This window comes from Allobosea sp. 10N428, assembly GCF_056394545.1.
In genome coordinates, this window is sequence record NZ_JBFTIC010000003.1 from 719,933 (window position 1) to 735,005 (window position 15,073).

Genomic DNA, 15,073 nt, shown 5'->3' on the forward strand with positions numbered 1-15,073 from the left:
TCGGCGCATCGCCATCCCAGGATTTCGCCCCCATGACCGCCATCTCGCTCGACTCGCTCGATCTGGCCGCTCTTCTTTGCAGCCGCGTCTGCCATGACGTGATCAGCCCGGTCGGCGCGATTGTCAACGCTCTGGAGGTTCTCGAGGAAGACGATCCCTCGATGCGCGACTTCGCGCTCGAGCTCATCAAGAAGAGCGCCCGCAACGCCTCCGCCCGCCTGCAGTTCGCGCGCCTCGCCTTCGGCGCAGCCGGCTCGGCCGGCGCGATGATCGATCTCGGCGATGCCGGCAACGTCGCCAACGGCTTCCTGAACGACGAGAAACTGTCGCTCGACTGGGAGGCGCCGCGCGCCCTGCTGCCGAAGAACCAGGTCAAGCTCCTGCTGAACCTGCTGGTCATCGCAGCCCAGGCGGTGCCGCGCGGCGGCAAGCTTGTCTCGCGAGCCAGCGTCGAGGGCGAACAGGGCAGCTTCGAGATCAAGGCCACCGGCTCGCATGCCCGCATCCCCGCCCACGTCGAGGAACTGCTCGCCGGCAATGCGCCGGGCGGCACGATCGACGCCCATGCCGTCCAGCCGGTCTATACCGGCATGGTGGCGCGTGCCGCAGGGATGGAGGTTTCCGTCGCGATCGACGGCGAGACCGTGACCATCAAGGCAGCCAAGGCGGCCTGAAACCGAAATCAATCGAAGGGCGATCTCAACCGATCATAAACCCTTCTCGTGCTTTGGTTCCTGGAGGGTTTCGCGTTGAGTGATGTTCCTGCATGGACGAGTTGCTGCAAGAGTTCCTGACCGAGACCGGCGAGAACCTCGATACGGTCGACCGGGAGCTCGTCCGCTTCGAGCAGGACCCGAACGATCGGGATATCCTGCGCAACATCTTCAGGCTGGTTCACACCGTCAAGGGAACCTGCGGCTTCATCGGCCTGCCGCGGCTCGAGGCGCTCACCCACGCGGCCGAGTCGGTGATCGGGCAGTTCCGTGACGGCGCGACGGTAAAGCCGAGCGCCGTCACCGCCATTCTCGAAACCATCGACCGCATCAAGGACATCCTCGCCGAGCTGACCGAGAAGGGGCAGGAGCCGGAGGGCGACGACAAGACGCTGATCCACGAATTGCAGGCTCTGGCCGACCGTGCCAGGGGCGAACTCGACCACGCGTACCCGGCCGAGGCGCCGATCGATCCCGTCGCCGCCTATCTCGCCCGGCATGGCCAGGCCGACGCCAAGGCTGCAACGGACGACATCGTGTTTCGCAGCGCGCCGGAGCCGCAGCGCGACCGCAACGGCCGTATCGAAAGCGGCGAAAGTCTCCCGCATACCGAAGATGGCCCGTCATCCCCGCGAAGCGGCGGCCCGGCGACCTTGCGGGTCAATGTCGACACGATCGAGCATCTGATGACCATGGTCTCCGAGCTCGTTCTGACGCGCAACCAGCTCCTCGATGTCTCCCGTCAGCAGGAAGACGCCAAGCTCAAGGCACCGCTGCAGCGCCTCTCGCTGATCACCGCCGAGCTGCAGGACGGCGTGATGAAGACCCGCATGCAGCCGATCGGCAACGCCTGGTCGAAGCTGCCGCGCATCGTCCGCGACCTCAGCACCGAACTCGGCAAGCGCATCGAACTCGTGACCGATGGGGCGGAAACCGAACTCGACCGCCAGATCCTCGACCTGATCAAGGACCCGCTCATCCACATGGTCCGCAACTGCGCCGACCATGCGATCGAGCTTCCGGCGGAGCGCCGGGCAGCCGGCAAGCCCGAACAGGGCACGATCCGGCTTTCCGCCTATCATGAGGGCGGCTCCGTCACGATCTCGATCGCGGATGACGGGCGCGGGCTCGATGTCGGACGCATCCGGAACAAGGCCATCGCCCGAGGCCTTGCGACCGAAGCCGAGATCGAGAAGCTCGGCGACGCCCAGATCAGCCGCTTCATCTTCCTGCCCGGCTTCTCGACCGTGGATAATGTGACGGCGGTTTCCGGCCGCGGCGTCGGCATGGATGTGGTCAAGGCCAATGTCGATTCGATCGGCGGGATGATTGACGTCGCAAGCCGTCCCGGCTTCGGCACGACCATCACCATCAAGATCCCGCTGACGCTCGCGATCATCTCCGCCTTGATCGTGGTGGCGGGCAATGACCGATATGCGATTCCGCAGATCGCGGTGCGCGAGCTCGTGCGGGTGAAGGCGGGGGACGACAACCGCATCGAGGAGATCAACGGCGCCCCGGTCCTGCGGCTGCGCGGACGGCTGCTTCCGATCATTTCGCTTCCCGAGCTGATGGGCGCGCCCAAGGCCGCTGACGGTGAGGGCTTCATCGTCATCACCCAGATCGGCGAGCGGCAATTCGGGATCCTCGTCGACAGCGTCTTCCACACCGAGGAAATCGTGGTGAAGCCGATGTCGAGCAAGCTGCGCCACATCCCGCTTTTCTCCGGCAATACCATCCTCGGCGACGGGGCCGTCGTGCTGATCGTCGACCCCAACGGCGTCGCCAGCCTGGTCGGCGCTGTTCTGTCGGGCGAGGCCGAGGCGAAGCCGCATGCCGCCGCCCCTCATGCCCAGGCCAGCGAGAAGACGACGATGCTCGTCTTCCGCACCGGAGCCGGCAGTCTCCAGGCCCTGCCTTTGTCGCTGGTGACAAGGCTCGAGGAGGTCGACGCCGAGCAGTTCCAGCGCGGCGGCGGCCGCACTTTGCTGCATTATCGCGGGCGGCTCGTACCCGTCACGCCGCTCGCGGAAACGCAGTTGCGCAGCCAGGGCATCCAGCCACTCGTCATCGTCTCGGACGGCGACCTGACCGTCGCGCTTGCCGTCGATGCCATCGTCGATATCGTCGAGGACAGTTTCGACCTCGAAATGGCCGCCAGCCACGAGCGCGGCGTAATCGGCTCGGCCATGATCCGGGGCCGCGCCACCGATATCGTCGATCTCGCCCATTACCTGCCGCTGAACGAACCCGGCTGGTTTGCCGTGCGGCGCAGCTCGGCTCCATCCGCCCGTGTCCTGCTGATCGAGCCGTCGGATTTCCTGCGGGAAATGCTGAGCCCGATCCTGAAGGCGTCCGGCCATGTGATCACCATGGCGGCCGATTTCCACCTTGATCCCACTGCAGCCGCCGAGCCGTTCAGCATCGTCCTGCTCGATCTCGATCGGCAGACCGAAGCGGCCTTCGTCTTCGCCGCCGCGCTGCGCGCGCAGGCCGGCAGCGAGCGCCTGCGCATCCTCGGACTCACCACCTGCGCGACCCCCGATCTGCACATGCGGGCCGTACAGGCCGGTCTCGACGATATCGTTGCAAAATTCGATCGCCGGGCCCTGCTGAGCGAGCTGAATGCCGGCAGCGCAGATATGAGGCAGGCAGCATGACCCGTCCCGTGCCCGACACGGCGCAGCAGGCGGCGTCGACCAGTTTCGGCGACTCGCTCGACTACGTGACGATCCGCATCGGCGAGCAGTTGCTCGGGCTGCCGATCGGTCGCGTACAGGACGTCTTCATCACCGACCGCATCACGCTCGTCCCTCGCGCACCGAGCGAGATCGTCGGTCTGCTGAATCTGCGCGGACGCATCGTCACGGCGATCTGCCTGCGCAAGCGGCTAGGCAGAACGGTTCCGGAGGCGCAGGGGCAAGGCGAGCTGACGGCGATTGGCATCGACCATCGCGGCGAGGCCTTTGCCCTGATCGTCGACGCCGTCGGCGAGGTGATCCGGCTGGACCGTTCCACCTTCGAGCCGTTGCCCGTTCATCTCGACCGCGTCTGGACCGCGTTGGCGACCGGCGTTCACCGGCTCGCCGACGAACTCCTCGTCATACTCGATCTCGATGCAGTCCTCGATCTCGACCTTCCCGCCGCGGCCTGAGGCGCGGCCCCAAAGCTTTGGAGACAGACCATGAAGTACTGCCTCGTCGTCGATGACTCAGCGGTAATCCGCAAGGTTGCCCGCCGTATCCTGGAAGGTCTTCAGTTCCGCATCGCCGAAGCCGAGGATGGGGCACGCGCCATCGATGCCTGCAAGGGCGAGATGCCCGATGCTGTGCTGCTCGACTGGAACATGCCGATCATGGACGGCTACGAGTTCCTGCGCACGCTGCGCCAGATGCCCGGCGGCAAGCGGCCGAAGGTCGTCTTCTGCACCACCGAGAACGACATCGCCCATATCGCGCGCGCCATGCATGCCGGCGCAGACGAATACATCATGAAGCCCTTCGACAAGGAAATCGTGGCGTCCAAGTTCCATCAGGTCGGCCTGCTCTGAGCAGTGCGGCGGGGGCGGATGCCCGATCTCCGTCGGACGGCACCGCCGATCCAGTAAGCAGCATGAGCATGATGGCGTCCCGCCTTCCCCTTCCGGCCCCACCGACCCGGCACAAGACGGTCGTGATCGCCGACGATTCCGTCGTCGTGCGCGGGCTTTTCGCCCGTTGGCTGGGGGAAGCCGGCCATTTTCACGTCGTGGCGGTGGCCGGCGACGGCGAGACGGCCGTGGCCCATGCGACACGCTACAAGCCGGACGTCATGGTGCTCGACCTCGACATGCCGGGCGTCGACGGCGCTGCGGCACTGCCGCAGATCCTCAAGGAAAGCCCCAATACCGGCGTCCTCCTCGCCGCCACGCTGAACGAGCGCAACACCCGCATCGCGCTGGAATGCATGACCAAGGGCGCGATGGACGTCGTCTCGAAACCCGACAGCCGCGCCGGCATGACGCTGTCGCTGGATTTCCGCAGCGAATTTCTGCTCAAGCTCGGCAACATCGCCCATACGCCGGCACGCCCCGGCTCGCTGCCGCCTGAGGTCGACATCGTCGATCTTCCGCATGGCGGCCCCGTCAATCTGCGCCCCCTGGTTTCGGTGATGCCGCGCTATCTCGTGATCGGCGCCTCGACCGGCGGGCCGCGCGCCGTCGCCAAGGTGCTGTTCGACATCGGCGAAGGCCTTCACGACCTGACGACGCTGGTCGTCCAGCATATGCCGCCGCTGTTCACGGCCTCCTTCGCCGAGCAGATCGCGAGCCATATCGGCGTGCCCGCGCGAGAGCCCTTCGACGGCGAGCGCTTGATGCGCGGCACCGTCTATGTCGCGCCGGGCGGCCGCCATCTCGGCATTGACCGCCGGCTCGGGCACATCGTCGCGCGGATCGGTGACGAGGCGCCGGTCAACTTCTGCCGGCCCGCCGTCGACGTGCTGTTCAAAGATGCCGCCCGCCATCTCGGCGCTGCGACGATGGGCCTCGTTCTGACGGGTATGGGCAGCGACGGCACGGAGGGCGCCGGTGCCCTGCGCAAGGCCGGCGCGGCCGTTCTGGCCCAGGACGAGCCGAGCAGCACGATCTGGGGCATGCCGGGCGCGGTCGTCCGTGCACGCCATGCCAGCAGCGTGATCGCGCTCGACGAGATCGGCGCCTCGGTTCGCTGCCTTGTGCGCGGGGTGCAGCCGGCATGACCGAGACCGATTTCGCCTTCCTGCGGCTGCTGCTGCAGCAGCGCTCGGGCCTGTCGCTGACGCCCGACAAACTGTATCTGGCGGAAAGCCGCCTGAGCATCCTGTGCCGCCGGCGGGGCATCGCCGATATCGCAACGCTGATCGGCCAGTTGCGGCTCGGCCGCGATCGCGTGCTTGAAAGCGCTGTCGTCGATGCGATGACGACGAACGAGACGCTGTTCTTCCGCGACCGCATGCCGTTCGACCTGTTCCGCGACGTGATCCTCCCGGAACGCATCGCCGCGAACGCCGCCAGCCGCTCGCTGCGCATCTGGTGCGCCGCTGTATCGAGCGGACAGGAGGCCTATTCGCTGGCCATGATCATCGACGACCTCGCCGAGCGCCTCGCCGGCTGGAAGGTCGAGATCATCGGCACCGACATCTCCTCGGAGATCCTGGAGAAAGCGCGCTCGGGCATCTACAGCCAGTTCGAGGTGCAGCGCGGCCTGCCGATCCAGATGCTGCTCAAGCATTTCGAGCAGCGCAGCGACAAATGGCAGATCTCGGAGCGGCTGCGCCGCATGATCGATTTCCGCCATCACAATCTGCTGGAGCGGAACGATCATTTCGGCCGGTTCGACATCATCTTCTGCCGCAACGTGCTGATCTATTTCGATGTGCCGACGAAGGTGAAGGCGCTGGAGTTGCTGACGCCGCGCCTCGTCCCCGACGGAGCTTTCGTTCTCGGCGCAGCGGAAACGGTCCTCGGGCTAGCCACCAGGCTGACCTGCGACCCCGAGCACCGGGGCCTTTACCGCCACGCCGCCCTCGCCGCGCAGCCGCGCAGCGCCGCGCCGCTTGCCAATCGAAGCTTTGCGCAACCGCTGGCGGGCTGGCGCGCCTGAGCGCCGGACATCGCCACATCGGCACCGTCGGCGCCAAAACAAAAACCCCGCCTCGCGGCGGGGTCCCGTCGACCTGTCGTGTACATCCGACGATCAGGTCAAAACTTGTATGCCACCGCTTCGTGACTGCCCGATGACGGGCACGCGACGAGAGTGCGTCAGGCCGTAATGCGCTCGTCGACCTCGGAAGGCTCGCGCAGCACATAGCCACGGCCCCAGACGGTCTCGATGTAGTTCTTGCCGTCCGACGCGTTCGCCAGCTTCTTGCGCAGCTTGCAGATGAACACGTCGATGATCTTGAGCTCTGGCTCGTCCATGCCGCCATAGAGATGGTTGAGGAACATCTCCTTGGTGAGCGTCGTGCCCTTGCGGAGCGAGAGCAGCTCCAGCATCTGGTATTCCTTGCCGGTGAGATGGACGCGGGCGGCGTCGACTTCCACGGTCTTGGTGTCGAGGTTGACGACCAGATCGCCGGTCGTGATGACCGACTGGGCGTGGCCCTTCGAGCGGCGCACGATCGCATGGATGCGGGCGACCAACTCGTCCTTATGGAACGGCTTGGTCAGATAATCGTCGGCGCCGAAGCCGAGGCCCTTCACCTTGTCCTCGATGCCGGCGAGGCCGGAGAGGATCAGGATCGGCGTCTTGACCTTGGCGACACGCAGGCTGCGCAGCACCTCGTAACCCGACATGTCGGGCAGGTTCAGGTCGAGCAGGATGATGTCGTAGTCGTAGAGTTTGCCGAGATCGACGCCCTCTTCGCCGAGATCCGTCGTGTAGACGTTGAAGCTCTCGGATTTGAGCATGAGCTCGATGCTTTGAGCGGTCGCGCTATCGTCCTCGATCAGCAGAACCCGCATGTCCACGTCCCCAATTTCGCCCGCAGGGCAGGTTAACCGTTGCTTTCGCCCGGACCTTCCCGGCCCTTGGCGACGACGCACTTGCCCAATGAAACGCCACGCGACACGCTACGAGGAAACTGGTTAACAAACCGTGATTCCCGAGCGCAAGCGCTTCCTCGGAGAAAGTGAACGATCCTTGTCGAGGTGAGTCGAATTTGACACGGATCGATGAACTCTCACCCGCGAAAAGCGCCCTTTCGCGGAGGGATGCTGCGAGAAACGGGGCCAAACGGCCCTGCGACACGCGGCAGCCTCGATCTGCAGTGTTAATCACAGAGCTTAACGGCTGGTAAATGAGCGCAATTTGTTAGGAACCATTACCAAATCATCCACAAGGGCGATTTGCCGAATATCCCGCCCCCCTCGCCGACCGGCAAGGACGTCATCGCATCATGAATTCCCCCTCGCACGGCCATGACCGTCTCTCGGCCCTCGCCTCCGCCATAGAGCACATCGAGGGGGTGAGCATCTATGGCCGCGTCATCGGCGTGCGCGGCCTTCTCGTCGAGGTCGCCGGACCGATCGGCGCGATGAGTCTGGGTGGCCGTGTCGGCATCGAGATCGCCGCCGGCACCCGCGTTCCCTGCGAGGTCGTCGGCTTCTCCGGCGAGAAGGCGCTGGTGATGCCCTTCGGCGGCCTCGACGGCGTGCGCCGTGGCTGCCCGGTCCATGTCGACCGCGCTCAGCCCGGCCTGCGCCCCACCCCCGCCTGGCTCGGCCGCGTCGTCGATGCGCTCGGCCGGCCGGTCGACGGCGGCCCGCCACTGCCGCAAGGCGATACGCTCTATGCCTTCCGCAACGATCCGCCGCCTGCGCATAAACGGCGGCGCGTCGGCAGGCCGCTCGATCTCGGAGTCCGCGCTCTCAACGCCTTCCTGACCTGCTGCATCGGCCAGCGCATGGGCATCTTCGCCGGCTCCGGCGTCGGCAAGTCGGTCCTACTCTCGATGCTGGCCCGCTATGCCCAGGCCGACGTCAACATCATCGGCCTCGTCGGCGAGCGTGGCCGCGAGGTGCAGGAGTTCCTGCAGGAGGACCTCGGGCCGCAGGGCCTCGCCCGCTCGATCGTCGTCGTCGCCACCTCCGACGAGCCGGCGCTGATGCGCAAGCAGGCGGCGCTGACCACGCTGACTCTGGCAGAGTATTACCGTGATCGTGGCCTGCAGGTGATGTGCCTGATGGACTCGGTCACCCGCTTCGCGATGGCGATGCGCGAGATCGGCCTCGCGGCAGGCGAGCCGCCGACGACAAAAGGCTACACGCCGACCGTCTTCGCCGAGCTGCCGCGCCTGCTGGAGCGAGCGGGCCCCGGCACAGAAGACGGCGCGATCACCGGGCTCTTCACCGTGCTGGTCGATGGCGGCGACCATGATGAGCCGGTCGCGGACGCGGTGCGCGGCATCCTCGACGGCCATATCGTCATGGAGCGCTCCATTGCCGAGCGCGGCCGCTACCCCGCCGTCAACATCCTGAAATCGGTTTCGCGCACCATGCCCCGCTCCTGCGATCCGGCCTATTACCCGACCGTGCAGAAGGCCCGCGCGACGCTCGCGACCTATGCCGACATGGAAGAACTGATCCGGCTCGGCGCCTACCGTCAGGGCGCTTCGGCCGAGGTCGACGAGGCAATCCGCCTGCACCCGGCGCTTGAGGCCTTCCTCAAGCAGGCCAAGGACGACGCGACCCCCTTGCCCGAATGCTATCAGCGCCTCCATGCGATCATGAGCGGCAGCGTGTGACGCCGGTTCACCCTTTTCACAGGATGCCCCATCGATGATCGGCTCGGCTCTGACTGGCGTCGTCGCCCTCATCCACATCTACATCGTCATTCTGGAGATGTGGCTGTGGGATACGCCGCGCGGCCACAAGGCTTTTGGACTGACGCCCGAATTTGCGGCGCGCTCCAAGGTGCTGGCGGCCAATCAGGGGCTGTATAACGGCTTCCTCGTCGCCGGCCTCGCCTGGGGACTCTGGCTCGGTGCCGGGGGCTTCGCGATCAAGCTGTTCTTCCTGGCTTGCGTCCTCGTAGCCGGCCTCTTCGGCGCAGCGACTGCCAGCCGCAAGATCCTCTACATCCAGGCGCTGCCGGCGGCCCTCGCCATCCTCGCCCTGCTGATGGGTATCTGAGCCGCTTCAGGCCCGCGCCATCATCCGCACCAGGGCGAACATCGCGGCGAACCCGATTGCCTGGATCGCAGCGGAAACGATCAGCGTCAGGTCGGCTCCAAGCCGCTCGACCATCACTGCGAAGAGCAGCGGCGCGGCGGCAAAGGCCATGTTCTGGGGCACGGTGAGCTTGCCTAGCATCGCGGCGAAGCCGTTCCGGCCGAACAGGGCGAGTGGCAATGTTGCCCGCGCCACCGAAATCACGCCCAGCGCCGCGCTGAACAGCATGACGAAGCCAGCCGCGGCGCCGATCGTCATCGGAACGAAGGGCAGCACCAGGCATAGCGCCGGCCCCAGCATCAGGCCGAGCAGGGCGGTCTTCTCCGCCGGCAGGCGCTCGCCGACAGTGGCATCGATGGCGCGCGCTGCGATCGTCGCCGGCCCGCTCAGCGTCGCGATCCAGACGGCTTCCGCCTGCGTCAGCCCGGCCTCCTGGAACAGCGTGATCAGGTGCAGCGGCAGCCCCCATGACACCAGCCCGCTCGCCGAGAAGGCGAGCGCCACGAGCCAGAAAGCCGCCTTGCGGGACGAGGACGGAACGCGCCCTTCCTCGCCGGCCGAGAGAGCTCCGGTCACCTTCGCCGCCGGCTGCGCGGGCTGGAGGCGTGGGACTGCGGCGTAGATCGGCAGCACGATCACGATCTGCATCGCCGCGAAGACGAGCACGGTGATGCGCCAGCCGAAAGCATCCAGCAGAACTGCGGTCAGTGGCCAGAACACGCTGGAGGCAAGACCCGTCACCAGCATCATCAATCCGATGACGCGCCGGGTCCGCTCGCCCATCAGCTGCGCGATCGCGACGTTGCCGACATTGGCGAGCGACATCGCATGTCCCAGCCCAATGACGAACCAGCTCGCGAGATAGCTGACCGGCCCCTGTGCGGTGGCGAGAACGGCGAGCCCAAGCGCGCAGATGACCGCGCCGACGCACATCGAGCAGCGCGTGCCTTCGCGGTCGAGCAGGCGGCCGATCGCCGGAGCGACCAGCGCGCCGGTGATCAGCAGAATGGTGATGCCTCCGAAAACGATCTCGGCATTGAGGCCGAGATCGCGGTCGAGCGCGCTGACCAGCACGGAAGGCGAATAGAAGGTCGAGCCCCAGCCGATGATGCGCGTGAGGGCGAGGCCGAAAAGCAGGGGGCCGTGCCCGCCGAAACGAGGAAAGGCAACCAAGACAGGACATCCGCTGACAACGGGCCGAATGGCCGCTGGCTCAGTGACTAGATCATCGCGACAGGCAGCGGCAGGAGCCGCGACGCGGCTTGAGCATGCAGAAAAAGCAGCCCGTCTCGGTAAGGAAAGGTCAACCTCCTTGCGCCATGCTGCGCCACGTCTCGCGGATAGAGTTCAGGCCCGCGCCGAGGGGTCGGCAGAGGCCAATGCGTAATCAGGAGTTGGAAACGACATGAAGTCGCGAGAGACCCTTCTGCGGTTGAAGCGCTTTCAGGTGGACGAGAAACGTCGCCGGGTGAGCCAGATCGAGATGATGATCGCCGACTTCCACAGGATGGCGAACGATCTCGATCGGGAGATCCAGTCCGAGGAAGCCCGCGCCGGCATCACCGACTCGTCTCACTTCGCCTATCCGACCTATGCCAAGGCGGCTCTGGGCCGCCGCGACAACCTGCGCCAGTCGGCCGACAATCTGAAGGGCCAGCTCGACGAGGCCAAGGCCGAGCTGCAGGAAGCCTTCGAGGACATGAAGAAGGTCGAGATTCTCGACGATCGCGAGCGCGCTACCGAGCGTGCCGCGGAAGCCGCCCGCGACCAGGCGACGATGGACGCGATCGGGCTGCGTTCGCGCGCCTGACCCGCTTCAAGAGTTCGAGCGAAGTGGACACCGGTTCGCGTCGGGAAAATGCGATAGAATAAAGATCCTGTAGTTCCCAGGAATTCAGTGAAAAGGGCGGCGTCCTCGCGGACGCCGCCTTTTTTCATGCGATGACGGGATGGTGCTCGACGGCGTCCCTGCGCAGCTTGCCGGTCAGGCGCGGATCATCGTCGACCTCGACCCCGCGCTTGAACACCGTGAAGCCCGAGCGCTGATAGAAAGCGAGCGCGGCCGGGTGATCGAGCGTGCAGGTATGCACCCAGAAGCGCGAGATCGGCCGGGCCCAGGCCAGTTCAAGCGCCCGGTTCATCAGCCAGCGACCCGCCCCCTTCCCGACCACGGGCTCATCGAGCCCGAAGAAGGCGAGCTCCCCCTCCCCCGGCACACGGAAATCCAGTTCCAGCAACCCCGCATCCTGCCCGTCGAAGCGGACGGCAAAGACCGTGACAGCCGGATCGCGGAAAATCGCTTCGAGTTCGGCGCGCGGCTTGGTCAAGCGGCTGAACCACATCCAGCGCTCGCCGAGCCGGCGATAAACGCGCAGATAGCGCTCGATATCGGAACGATCGATCGGATCGAGCGAGAAGCCCTCGGTCCCGGGCGGATCGGAGCGCTGCGTCGGCCGCTCGAACATCTCGAGCGATGTCACGATCGTCGCGATCTTGCCCGGCGGCAAATCGGTCGTTCCGTTCAGGGTAATGGTCAGGCTCTCGGACATGGAAGGCAGATCGCGGCTCGAAAGAGTGGTCGTCGCCGCGATCATGACATGATCGCGGTCGAAAGAGCATGGCGTGATGATGCATGCCCGGCGTGACACCATGGTTGGATCGGGGCGGCCGCGACGCGGCCGCCCCGCCGGCTGGCTGTTCACGCTGCTGGTGATGTGTTTCGCGGTGCTGCCGCATGTCACGTTGGCGGCCTCGATGATGCGCATGCCGATGGCCACCTCGTCGCATCACGGCGAGACGACAGCTGCAGGCGCGGGCGAGCGGGCCGAGGCTCCCGCCCCCTGTCACGAACCGACCGCGGCCAAGCACCCGGTTTCCGCCGCGCCGCCTTGCTGCATCATCGGCTGCGGCCTGATCGCGCAGGCGCCGTCGGCCCCGCTATTGCCCGTGCTGATCGTCTGGTCGCGGACGCGTCCGCCGATCGCGATGCTGTCCCGGGGGCTCTCCATCGAGCCGGCGGAGCGCCCACCACGCGCCCTGACGATCTGAGTCGAAATTTCCCCGGATTATGACGCCGCTTTCCGGCGCGATCCGCGTTTTCCATCGTTCAAGGACAAGACAGATGAATCGTACAGCAATCGCATTGGCCGCCTTCCTCGCAGCCGGAACGCTCGGCAGCGCCGCGCAGGCGCAGCAGCATCACGGCCAGCACGGCGCGCCCGCTGCCGCAACGACGGCCGAGAATGCATCGACCAAGGCCTACAAGGCGGCCAACATGAAGATGCACAAGGACATGGACATCGCCTATTCCGGCGATGCCGATGCCGACTTCGTCCGCGGCATGATCCCGCATCATCAGGGCGCGATCGACATGGCGCGCATTGTCCTGGCCCACGGCAAGGACCCCGAGATCCGCAAACTCGCCGAGAGCGTCATCCGCGACCAGGAGAAGGAAGTCGCGATGATGCAGGATTGGCTGAAGAAGAACGGCAAATAACCTAGTCCAGCGCGGGGGCAGGCGTCTTCGGGCGCTTGCCCTTGCCCCCACACGCTGGCACAGAGAACGACAGGTTCGCGCCGCAGCGGTGACGACGTGGGCCACCCGCCACCCGTCACCAGTTCCCAGCCCCGCGGCCTGTATGAAACGTTATCTCGACTATCTCTGGCCGATCATCGGGCTCGTAGCGGTGGTCTGGTCGGTCGAATTGCTCTGGGGCAAGCTCAAGGCCGAAGCCGGATCCGACGCCGCAATCGAAGCGCTGCTCACAGACGCCAGCCTCTGGCAGAGCATCAAGATCATCGCCCAGCGGATCGGCCACAAGATCGCGGTCATCCCGCCGGAGGCCTTCTTCCACGCCGCGCTCGCGACGCTCGTCGCCTATGCCGCCCTCGCCTGGTACGACCGGATCGCCCTGATCCATCTCGGCAAGGAGAAAGGCATCTCCTGGTTCTATATCTCGCTCTGCTCCTTCGTGACCTACGCGCTCTCGCACAATATCGGCGCCTCGGTCTTCTCGGGCGGCATGGTGCGCTACCGGGCCTATACGGCAAAGGGCCTCACAGCCGCCGAAGTTGCAATGCTCGTCGCGCTCTGCTCCTTCACCTTCGCCTTCGGCACCATCTTCCTGATGGGCCTTGTCCTGATCTACGAACCGCAGATCCTGCACCCGCTCGAACGGATGTCGCGGTGGTTCGCAATCAGCGACAACACGGCGCGCATGATCGGCGTCGGAATGCTCGCCTTCGTCGCGCTTTATACGATCGGCTCGTGGCTGCGCTTCAAGCCGCTGAAGATCGGCAAGTTCGAGATCATCTATCCGCGTCTGCCCATCGTCATCAGGCAGTATCTCGCCGCCCCGCTCGAACTGGCAGGCGCGGCCGGCATCATCTATTTCGCGCTGCCCGATCAGGGCAATCCGGGCTTCCTGATCGTGCTCGGCGCCTTCCTGCTGTCCTTCTCGGCCGGCCTTCTGAGCCAGGTCCCGGGCGGCGTCGGCGTGATGGAGGCGGTCTTCCTTGCCGTCATGCCCGGCGTGCCGGCCCCGGCAGTCTTCGCCGCGCTGCTGATCTGGCGGCTGTTCTATCTCATCCTGCCGCTGGTGTTCTCGCTGCCGATCGTGCTGGCCTTCGAGCGGGCGCAGCTCAAACGCAGCACCCGCATCGCACCGCCGCCCTGAATCAGGCCGTCACAGTCTTCGCGGGCTTGGCCGATGGCCGCTTGAGCGCAATCGCGGCGGCTCCGAACATCAGCAGCGCGCCGGTTGCCTCCGACCAGCCGAAAGGCTCGTGCAGGGCCAGGACGCCGACGGCGACGGCGATCGCCGGGCTGATGAAGGCGTAGAGACCGGCCCTGAAGGCGCCCCAGTCGCGCAGCAGCCGCATATAGATGGTGAAGCCCATCAGCGAGCCGCCGATCACAAGGAAGATGAGCGCGGGCAGCACCGGCCACTGCACCAGCTTGGCGAGATCGTCGTAGCCGACCGGCTCTAAGGAGAGCGAAACGGCGGTGAGGCCGACGCCGCCGATCAGGGTCTGCCATCCGGCGAGCGTCAACGTCGGCATCGATCCCGCGATCGGGCGCGCCAGCACCGCGCCGACACAGTAGAGCAAAGTTCCGGCCGCCACGGCCGCAAGCCCCCATGCCTCCAGCGGATCGCCCTGCGCAAGCGACAATCCGCCAAGCGCGCGCGTCGCGAACAGGAAGCCGAGGCCGACCGTGCCGAGCCCGATCGCCGCGAGCTTGCGCCCGTCGATGCGTTCGCCCTCGAAAGCGCGGGTCGCCAGCAAGGTGAAGATCGGGATCGTCGCGAAATTGACGATGGCGGCAAGCCCGCTCGGCGCATGCGCCGTGCCCCAGAACAACAGTGTGTAGTTGCCGGTGTTGAGCAGCAGCGCCGTGCCGATCAATCGCGGCCAGGCATCGCGCGGCACTTTCGGCACGTCGCGCCCGGCCCAGATCAGCATCAGCAACCCGGCGATGGTGAAGCGCGCCGCCGCCAGGAAGACCGGCGGCACATGCGCCGCACCGACCTTGACCGGCAGCCAGGTCAGCCCCCAGACGAGGCACATGACGGCGAAGAGGGCAGCGTTGCGGGACATGGCCTCCGCTTAGCCGCAGCTCCCGGCGCTGACCATTGCGCCGCGGGCATCGGACCCCCGTGGAAAGCGGAGG

16 protein-coding genes are annotated in these 15,073 nt (G+C 66.0%); 12 read left to right on the top strand and 4 right to left on the bottom strand.

Features of this window, described 5'->3' with window-relative positions:
• Positions 1 to 32 precede the first annotated feature (32 nt).
• The 6 genes from chpT to AC1DDA_RS13785 all read left to right on the top strand — a co-directional run bounded on the left by chpT (position 33) and on the right by AC1DDA_RS13785 (position 6,334).
• Positions 33 to 674: a histidine phosphotransferase ChpT gene (gene chpT, locus AC1DDA_RS13760; RefSeq protein WP_476796141.1), complete on the top strand. Its 642-nt coding sequence runs from the start codon at positions 33 to 35 to the stop codon at positions 672 to 674.
• 92 nt (positions 675 to 766) lie between these two features.
• Positions 767 to 3,373: a chemotaxis protein CheW gene (locus AC1DDA_RS13765; protein WP_476796142.1), complete on the top strand. Its 2,607-nt coding sequence runs from the start codon at positions 767 to 769 to the stop codon at positions 3,371 to 3,373.
• Positions 3,370 to 3,867: a chemotaxis protein CheW gene (locus tag AC1DDA_RS13770; protein WP_476796143.1), complete on the top strand. Its 498-nt coding sequence runs from the start codon at positions 3,370 to 3,372 to the stop codon at positions 3,865 to 3,867. Before AC1DDA_RS13765 ends, AC1DDA_RS13770 begins: the two co-directional genes overlap by 4 nt.
• A 30-nt stretch (positions 3,868 to 3,897) precedes the next feature.
• The gene (locus tag AC1DDA_RS13775; RefSeq protein ID WP_038359309.1) at positions 3,898 to 4,263 is read left to right on the top strand and encodes a response regulator; all 366 of its coding nucleotides are present in this window, start codon (positions 3,898 to 3,900) and stop codon (positions 4,261 to 4,263) included.
• Between the two features lie 68 nt (positions 4,264 to 4,331).
• Positions 4,332 to 5,450, top strand: a complete 1,119-nt coding sequence (cheB, locus tag AC1DDA_RS13780) for a chemotaxis-specific protein-glutamate methyltransferase CheB (protein ID WP_476796144.1) — start codon at positions 4,332 to 4,334, stop codon at positions 5,448 to 5,450.
• Positions 5,447 to 6,334, top strand: a complete 888-nt coding sequence (locus AC1DDA_RS13785) for a CheR family methyltransferase (RefSeq protein WP_476796145.1) — start codon at positions 5,447 to 5,449, stop codon at positions 6,332 to 6,334. Before cheB ends, AC1DDA_RS13785 begins: the two co-directional genes overlap by 4 nt.
• A gap of 158 nt (positions 6,335 to 6,492) precedes the next feature.
• Here the strand turns inward: AC1DDA_RS13785 and ctrA are convergent, their stop codons facing one another.
• The gene (gene ctrA / locus AC1DDA_RS13790; RefSeq protein WP_441511929.1) at positions 6,493 to 7,194 is read right to left on the bottom strand and encodes a response regulator transcription factor CtrA; all 702 of its coding nucleotides are present in this window, start codon (positions 7,192 to 7,194) and stop codon (positions 6,493 to 6,495) included.
• A 434-nt stretch (positions 7,195 to 7,628) separates the two neighbouring features.
• Here ctrA and fliI point away from each other — a divergent pair, with 434 nt between their 5' ends.
• Together fliI and AC1DDA_RS13800 are read left to right on the top strand one after the other, a co-directional pair.
• Complete coding sequence (fliI, locus tag AC1DDA_RS13795) at positions 7,629 to 8,975, top strand: flagellar protein export ATPase FliI (protein WP_441511928.1); 1,347 nt, start codon at positions 7,629 to 7,631, stop codon at positions 8,973 to 8,975.
• Positions 8,976 to 9,009: 34 nt separating this feature from the next.
• Positions 9,010 to 9,363: a DUF1304 domain-containing protein gene (locus AC1DDA_RS13800; protein ID WP_476796146.1), complete on the top strand. Its 354-nt coding sequence runs from the start codon at positions 9,010 to 9,012 to the stop codon at positions 9,361 to 9,363.
• A 6-nt stretch (positions 9,364 to 9,369) separates the two neighbouring features.
• Here AC1DDA_RS13800 and AC1DDA_RS13805 read toward each other — a convergent pair whose 3' ends face one another.
• Positions 9,370 to 10,575: an MFS transporter gene (locus tag AC1DDA_RS13805; protein WP_476796147.1), complete on the bottom strand. Its 1,206-nt coding sequence runs from the start codon at positions 10,573 to 10,575 to the stop codon at positions 9,370 to 9,372.
• Positions 10,576 to 10,807: 232 nt separating this feature from the next.
• Here AC1DDA_RS13805 and fliJ point away from each other — a divergent pair, with 232 nt between their 5' ends.
• Positions 10,808 to 11,212, top strand: coding sequence for a flagellar export protein FliJ (gene fliJ / locus AC1DDA_RS13810; RefSeq protein WP_441511925.1), 405 nt, complete (start codon positions 10,808 to 10,810; stop codon positions 11,210 to 11,212).
• Positions 11,213 to 11,336: 124 nt separating this feature from the next.
• Here fliJ and AC1DDA_RS13815 read toward each other — a convergent pair whose 3' ends face one another.
• Positions 11,337 to 11,996: a GNAT family N-acetyltransferase gene (locus AC1DDA_RS13815; protein WP_476796148.1), complete on the bottom strand. Its 660-nt coding sequence runs from the start codon at positions 11,994 to 11,996 to the stop codon at positions 11,337 to 11,339.
• Positions 11,997 to 12,024: 28 nt separating this feature from the next.
• Here AC1DDA_RS13815 and AC1DDA_RS13820 point away from each other — a divergent pair, with 28 nt between their 5' ends.
• From AC1DDA_RS13820 to AC1DDA_RS13830, 3 genes are all read left to right on the top strand, one after another.
• On the top strand, positions 12,025 to 12,450 hold the full coding sequence (locus tag AC1DDA_RS13820) for a hypothetical protein (protein ID WP_476796149.1): 426 nt from the start codon (positions 12,025 to 12,027) through the stop codon (positions 12,448 to 12,450).
• A gap of 73 nt (positions 12,451 to 12,523) precedes the next feature.
• Positions 12,524 to 12,898: a CopM family metallochaperone gene (gene copM / locus AC1DDA_RS13825; protein WP_476796150.1), complete on the top strand. Its 375-nt coding sequence runs from the start codon at positions 12,524 to 12,526 to the stop codon at positions 12,896 to 12,898.
• 142 nt (positions 12,899 to 13,040) lie between these two features.
• A complete protein-coding gene (locus AC1DDA_RS13830) occupies positions 13,041 to 14,078 on the top strand; it encodes a lysylphosphatidylglycerol synthase transmembrane domain-containing protein (RefSeq protein WP_441511921.1) in 1,038 nt (345 codons plus the stop codon).
• A gap of 1 nt (position 14,079) precedes the next feature.
• On the opposite strand, the gene AC1DDA_RS13835 is transcribed toward AC1DDA_RS13830, so the two are convergent.
• Positions 14,080 to 15,000: a DMT family transporter gene (locus AC1DDA_RS13835; protein WP_476796151.1), complete on the bottom strand. Its 921-nt coding sequence runs from the start codon at positions 14,998 to 15,000 to the stop codon at positions 14,080 to 14,082.
• Positions 15,001 to 15,073: the final 73 nt, after the last annotated feature.